The organism is Mycobacterium nebraskense, assembly GCF_002102255.1.
Taxonomy (GTDB): domain Bacteria; phylum Actinomycetota; class Actinomycetes; order Mycobacteriales; family Mycobacteriaceae; genus Mycobacterium; species Mycobacterium nebraskense.
The window spans coordinates 1-6880 of the sequence record NZ_LQPH01000168.1 but is presented as its reverse complement, the minus strand read 5'-3'; the positions used below and the strand labels follow the sequence as shown (position 1 = coordinate 6880).

General features: G+C 63.3%; 5 protein-coding genes and 1 pseudogene. 2 read left to right on the top strand and 4 right to left on the bottom strand.

Annotated features, from left to right (window positions below):
- Positions 1-433, bottom strand: a pseudogene (locus AWC17_RS25885) (hypothetical protein); the annotation flags it as partial.
- Between the two features lie 247 nt (positions 434-680).
- On the opposite strand from AWC17_RS25885, the gene AWC17_RS25880 reads away from it, so the two are divergent.
- A complete protein-coding gene (locus AWC17_RS25880; RefSeq protein WP_047324157.1) occupies positions 681-944 on the top strand; it encodes a type II toxin-antitoxin system VapB family antitoxin in 264 nt (87 codons plus the stop codon).
- 5 nt (positions 945-949) lie between these two features.
- On the top strand, positions 950-1366 hold the full coding sequence (locus AWC17_RS25875; protein ID WP_047324166.1) for a type II toxin-antitoxin system VapC family toxin: 417 nt from the start codon (positions 950-952) through the stop codon (positions 1364-1366).
- A 519-nt stretch (positions 1367-1885) separates the two neighbouring features.
- Here the strand turns inward: AWC17_RS25875 and AWC17_RS32295 are convergent.
- The 3 genes from AWC17_RS32295 to AWC17_RS25855 all read right to left on the bottom strand — a co-directional run bounded on the left by AWC17_RS32295 (position 1886) and on the right by AWC17_RS25855 (position 6798).
- Positions 1886-4216 carry a WXG100 family type VII secretion target gene (locus AWC17_RS32295; protein ID WP_139315450.1) on the bottom strand — a complete coding sequence of 777 codons (2331 nt, stop codon included), beginning with the start codon at positions 4214-4216 and terminating at the stop codon, positions 1886-1888.
- 1176 nt (positions 4217-5392) lie between these two features.
- Entirely contained in the window at positions 5393-6082 is a 690-nt protein-coding gene (locus AWC17_RS25860; protein WP_047324298.1) for a DUF6338 family protein, read from the bottom strand.
- 14 nt (positions 6083-6096) lie between these two features.
- Positions 6097-6798 carry a hypothetical protein gene (locus AWC17_RS25855; RefSeq protein WP_136246450.1) on the bottom strand — a complete coding sequence of 234 codons (702 nt, stop codon included), beginning with the start codon at positions 6796-6798 and terminating at the stop codon, positions 6097-6099.
- Between the last annotated feature and the right edge of the window lie 82 nt (positions 6799-6880).

The window sequence follows — 6880 nt, the reverse complement described above, 5'->3', positions numbered from 1 at the left end:
CGCCCACCCCGGCACCATAGGGCATATGCCGCTGATCCCCAGGCTTCCACCTATCCGAGGAATCCAACGGCACCGCCGGCGGCGAATCCTTCGCCCCATCAGAAAGCGTCTGATACCCCGCGGCTGTTTGCCGCAACGTCGCCGACACGCCCTGGTACTGGGTCTTCGTCGCCTGCAACTGGCCCTGCATCGCCGAAAGCTGCTGATCCATCGCGGCCATAATCAGATGCGCCCCCGCCGGCGTCCGACCCAACGTCGCACTCGACGCCCCGATCGCACGGGCCTGATCACGAATCACCCCCGAGGCCAGCCGGCCCTGCTGACCAATCGCCGTGCCCTGTTCGGCCGACTCCTGCAACTCCTGATCAAGGCCCGCCGCACCGGCGCGCGACTGCTGATAAGAGCCAGCGGCCCGAAACACCCCGGCACGCAACCCACTCCCGCCATCAGGCGACGCCGGCACCGCACCGCCCTCACCAGCGGCCGGTAACTCCCCGCCCCCACCGCCAGCCGGATACAAGTCATGCGCACGCGTCAAAATGCGGTCGACACCCGCTACAAACGCCGCAATACTCACCCAACAAAATTAACCCGACGCCATCGGCCCAGGCCACATCCAGCGCAGGCGAAACCATCACAAAGCGAAGTACTACATACCTCGCGTTCGGTACCATATACCTATGGCTTTCAATGTGAAAGACGAAGAGGTGATCCAATTCGCCGACGAGCTCGCCGCCCGCCTGCACCTCCCCAGCCGCATCGACGCAATCCGCTACGCACTGCGCGCCCAGATCGAGATCACCCAATCCCGCACGGGAAACCGCGCCGACGAACTGCTCGACGTCCTCAGAACCGAGATCTGGCCACTGCTGCACGACCGATCCCCTATCAGCAAGACCGAACGCGAACAAGCGCTCGGATACAACGACGCCACGGGCGTGTGAGCGCCGTGATCATCGACTCGTCAGCCCTTATTGCCTTGATCCAAGGCGAAGCCCCCTACACCGAACAGATCGCGGCCGCCCTCGCCGGCGACCGTAGCCCGGTCATGTCCACGGCGAACGCCGCCGAATGCCTCATCGTGCTCACCAGCCGCCACGGCGCCACAGCCCGCACCGTCTTCGACCGCCTCCGGTCCGAAATCAACCTCGAATTCCAACCATTCACACTCGAGCACGCGTGGATCGCACATCGGGCCTACCTCCAGTACGGAAAGGGTCGCCACCCCGCCGCCCTCAACTACGGAGACACCATGGCATACGCCACCGCCAAACTCGCGCAGGAACCACTCATTGCGATCGGCAATGACTTCGCCCAAACAGACCTTGAATTCGACGGCGTCATCGGCTACTGGCCGACACACTAATTTCGTTGCACCACAAGGCAATATGCATCAGTTAGCGACATCGCAGCAGTGTGCTCGTGTAACCCCAAGACCCGCAGCGTCTCGGCGTTGATCTGTTCACTCTGGCCACAGCGCTAGCTTGACTTTCCGCAGCCCCGCGCTCTCCACAACCACGTACGATTGTTCCAACGGCCTTGGTCACGACACCAAGCGCAGAACACACGGCCGCCATGCGCTGCACGCGAGCAAAACCACTGAGGCGCAACGATTCCACTTCGTCGCGCAGTACTTCCCGGCCCGCAGCGTTTACCACACCCGAACTTAAGAGAACGTCTAACTCTCTCAAACGAGCTTGTCGCTGCTCCCAATCATTAACAGCCTCAACATAATTTATCTCTGCCACCAAGTCCCTTGCCGCCCGGAACACCGTTATCGCGAGGCCGATTGGCCCACGAGTGGCGGTTTCCTTTTGCACCCCCCGCACGGGTCGTGGCGGCGGCTCTGCGAGCAGCTGAGCCACCTTGGCGGTCAGATCGTCGATCAACGCAGAACTAGGTCCTTCAAGGGCGCCCGAATCCCGGCGACCCAAGCCGCATACACGACGTTGAGCAGATCCCCGCCGTGCTGCTCCCAGCACAGCAAGGCCTCCAGCTGCCGGCAACGGACGAACTCCCTTGTGTAGCTGACCGTTTGGTCAGGGCTTTCCACCCCGTTCAACCCCGGCCGCTGGCAAGCCATCTGCACCAGCGCGTCCTCATGTTCCTCGCCGAGTAACGCCCACTCCTGGGCCGTCGGCCACCGTTCGGCCACCAACGCGTTCGCCACCGACTGAGCAAGTGGCGACAAATCCTCGCCCGGAATACCAAACGCCAACTGGCGAATCAGAGTTCGGCAGTAGTGCCGGACCGTCGACTCATCAGCCGCAACCAGATCGGTGTACAGCGCCGCATCCACCGTCTGCAGACGGTGCGCCCGCGACGGAGACAACTCCGCCGACATATTGTCCGGCCCGAGATTCGGTTTCACGCCCGTCGCAACCTCCGGCGACGGGTGCTCGGCAAGATACTCAGACGGCATCGCCCACGACGTCGCCACCGCGCTCACGGTATCGCCAAGCTCCCGCGCCGCCCGCACCGCCTTATCGGCAGGGTTGACCCAGCCGAACCAGCGCGCGTCAAAATCTCCATCGTGCCCGCCAGCGATCGGCATTGTCTTGCGCAGAAACACCCCAGGCGGAATATAGGCGGCACCATCATTGGTGGCCACCCAGTACGTCGGCATGCCAGACGCGTTGCGGCCCACCGCCACAGCCCAATCCAAACCCGGGTCAGTCACGCTGGCGGCCCCAGCCAGCTCGGCGACCAACGCCTTGGCCTGATCCAGATCAGATTCAGCCATATCGCGGCGAACCGCTGCGCTCTCACGCCGACCGGCGACGGGCATCAGCCCGGTCCCCGCCCCCGCACCCGCCCCGGCACCACCAGCCTCAGCTGGAATCGACGGTGTAGCCGGCGCAGAACCCACCGGCGGAGCCGCCGACGTGGCCTGCGGAGGAAGCACCGAACCATACGACGTCATACCACCTGCCGGCATACCGGTCGCCGGCGCCGGAGCTGGAGCCGAAGCAGCAGCCGGCGGTGTAGCAGCCACAGGAGCCGCCGCCGGCGCCGCCGACGTCGGAGCAGACTCGATCGGCGCCGCCAACGGTGTCATCGGAGCCTGCGTCACCGGCGGCAGACCACCCGCTGCCGAAGCACCAGCGGCCAAACCACGGCCGAAATCCATTCCCAACGACGGCATCGGGGAACCCTGCAAACCGGGCGCGCTCAGGCCCGTAGGCGGTGACATACCTCCCGGCAACCCGCCGAAACCACCCATCAATCCTTGCAGAGGGCCCATTGGAAGGCCGCCGCCCGACCCGCCGCCAGGCAGACTGGGCATACTCGGCAGACCGCCATTTAGCAATGACGTCAATGGGTTATGCGTCGGGGGCGTTATCGTCTCGGGGGGAGTTCCGGGAGGCCCAGATGACAGCCCATGGTGCCCGCGCCCTAATCCCAGTCCGTTACCAGCGTCTTTCGGTACAGGTTGATCGGGGATCGGATTAGTCCCAGGCGGGGTTGCAACTGAAGGGTCAGTTGAAGATGGATCCGTTGAGCTATCCGTCCCGTGTCCGGCTTGTTTGAACTTGGGACCGGCTCCGGGGCCACCCTCCTTGAAGTGGTTGGTGAACTGGGTCGTGTATTGAGTGACGAAGCCTTGCAGTTCAGATGAATAACCTTGAATTGCCGTTCGATGAACTCCGAGGATCACCGCCACCTGCGCGAGTGAGTGACCCGAGCCGCTCCGCAGAAAAGCCTCGGCCTCTTGATGCGCCTGCTTGCTCTCGTTGAACATGTGCTTTTTGGCGCTCGCGACGTCGGCGGCGGCACGCTTGATGAAATCCGATGCAGCACCGCTGATGTCGGCCTGGTGGAATTTAATCGCGGCCGCTTGTTTGTAGGCCTCATAAGCTGCGTCTGCGCTCTTACCCACCCATGATCCTCCGTTCAGCACGCCGTTGGCAGCCTGTTGGACGTCCATTGCGGCGTTATCGAACGATTTCGACGCATCCTTCAGCATGTCCGCGTCGCCGGTCAGAAGGGTTTCCGAGTCTGCGGGCCACACGAAAGGTTGAAACAGGATATGCACGAACGGGCCCTGCGGCTTCGGGTGATCACCGCCCCCGCCAATATGCGGGACGCCTGACGGCAGGTTGGAGAGCGCCTTCGCCGGAGTGAACAGATTCAGCAGCCGCTCTGCCTGCTTGTTATTACGCTCGGCCCACCAAGTAGGGACCTCGGCCGCACTTGGGCCTGGTATCGCAGCCATTCATAACCTACCGAGGTAGCCCGCAAACATCCACGAGCGCGTCAACCGCGCCGTTCGATACGGCTGTCAAACGGTTGATTTCATTTATTGAGGTATTGCCCATAGCCGCGGTAGCGACGTCAAGTGTCGTGGTGATGTATCTCCGTGCCGCCGATGCGACGTCAGCAGGCACAGCGGGAACAAGCGCATTCTGTACCGCCACCGCGCTAGTTACGGCTTGAAGAGTCACGGGCATATTCAAGTTACCTTCGACCCGGTACCCGCCCTGCCCTTTTTGGCCCGCAGAAACATCGAACACGTGGCATAGATTTTGCTTTGCTGCGGCGGATTCGGCGGGGCTGAACTGCGGCGTTGGCGAAGCGGAGTTAGGTGCTGCCAGCGCGACGGAGGGCTGCCCGCCTGGCTGTACACGCGAATCGCTTCGCATCGCTACAACGGTGATTGTCGCTGTGACGACGGCTGAGAGGACGATCGCAAGCAATAACCCCAGGGCTATTCGCGCCGAAACGCGACGTCGAGGCCCGCTGCCTTGCAGAAAAGCGCTTGGGAACGGGGCTGCTGGCGGCGGTGTCGCTCCCGGCGTAGGAGAAGACGCGGGAGGAGGAGGCAAGGTTACCGACGGGGACCCGGTTCTCGACCATGGTGATGACATTCTGCCGCCCTCCGTCGTTACGTCGTCAGCACGCTGGAGTTACCGGCTTCAGCGCTTTGAACTGTTGCAATGCTGAACTCTCTGCTTCCTGTGTTCGTAGCCGCGCGCCCGGCTGCATGGGCCTCCGCCACCGCGAGCGCCCCGATAGCAGCTCCTACTAGTGACGTTGTATAGCCACCAATCGTGAGGCTCTGAACACTCGAACCCGCCTGCTGAGCGGTCGCGGCATCCGCGGCGGACAAGCCGGCCTCGGTCTCCGCCACATCCATGGTGAACCTGCCTGCACTCATGCTCCGCATCTTACCGCCGGTGTTGGGGCTGCACATCGGCTAACCAGCGCCGATTGCGGGCGCTGGGAAGTCCGTTTTCCGTCCGCTACGTCTGCTTGCGCGGTTTGCGCAGTCCTTGAGGGACGGGCGGCACGCCCTTCGCCGGCTTGGGCCCTGCTGGATAGCCGCCCTTCTTTTCGATCCCATCGTCTCGAGGGACCGCCCGTTCGATGCGTTCTTGCTTTGCCATCGCGCTCAACCTCCCATACCGCTCAGATCAACAAATTCTATGTATTCAATCTCTGACCAGCGGATTAACAGCCCAACTCCGAGATAGATCGGGTCGCCGTTGGCGTCGGATGAAACCGCGCCATCCGCGGATACTGCGACCTGCTCGGCGATGTAAAGCTCCTGGTCTTCACCGTAGGCGCTCGCATACGCCGGCCGGTACCAGATTCCAGCCTTCCACTCCTGGCTGTCCTTGAGCTTGAGCGTGACGTATCCCGTGCGGTTCTTGGAGAACAGTCGATCCCAGGCCCGCGGCTCAGGATCAGTCCCGGAAATGAAGGCCAGCAGGTGTTTAAGCGTGTTCTTCGGCCAACCAAGGACCCGTCGAGAACTGGGCTTCCATTCGCGGGAATCCTCCATCCACACGCCCACCAGGTAGGGGACGATGACGTAGGCAGCGATCGCGGCCCACCACGACCACGGCAGCACATTGGGCGCGGTCGCGCCGGTCACGACGACGTGGCGGTAGCCATAGTAGGTCGCTGGAGCCAGCAGCACGTGAAATGCCGCCGAGGTCGCCAAGAAACGGAAGATCAGCGTCGCCGCGTCTGTTTTTCGCCATGCCCAGCTGGCACCGTGGCTTTCCCGCGCGATCGTGTACACCGCGCCGGGAAGGACAGCGATGACCGCGACAAGCAGTGCCTGAAACGTCGTCACAATAAGGACTCGACTTAGCTCAGTAGGGCCAGGCGGGGGTCATCGGCCCACGCGTCACCCAGGATCCCGTAGGCGCTCCACAAGCTCAGTGCGGGCGCGGCCGGGCCGCTGAGCCGCACGGGATAGGTTGAGTCGAACCCGAGCGTCAATGTCCATTGCTGCAAATCCGGGTAGAACTCTGTGCAAGCCCCGAACCAGAAACTGACCAGGCCGTGCGCGGCGGTCGTACAGATCAGCCGGTCGGTCGTCACGATGACCGGGCATGTTTGGTGAAACCGCCATTGGGCGGCGGCGCGTTGGGCCGCGACCGTTTTGCGACGATGATTGACCACGCCTTGGACCGCCAGTGCGCCGAACATCACCGCTGGGCGGCCGGCAACAATCAACGGCAGCGGCGAATACGAGCCATCTCCCCCGCAGAAGCGGCTGTAGTCGATCTGTGCACTGAGCAGTGCGTGTTCGCCGGGTTCGAGGACCGGCCCATACACCGCGACCGGGGTCGGTACACGCCCTGCACGCAGCGCGGCCGCGCACCCACGGCTGTAGTGCCACCACTGCTCGGCGGGCGTGCGCGGCTGTGATGCCGCCTGCGGCCGGCACGTGCGTTGAGCGCCGCCCGGGTGTCCGTCGTCGACGACGCGGGCTGGTGTCGACGAAGCCCGGCGAACCGGAAGGTTATGCCGCTGTAGCGGTGGCATTCCTGGAATGTCGAACATGCGTTTCCTTACCTTTCTTGCAGGGTGGTTGTTGCCCTCGGCCGTAGGCTTCGAACTGCCCAGGGACGTCGGGTATGGCTTT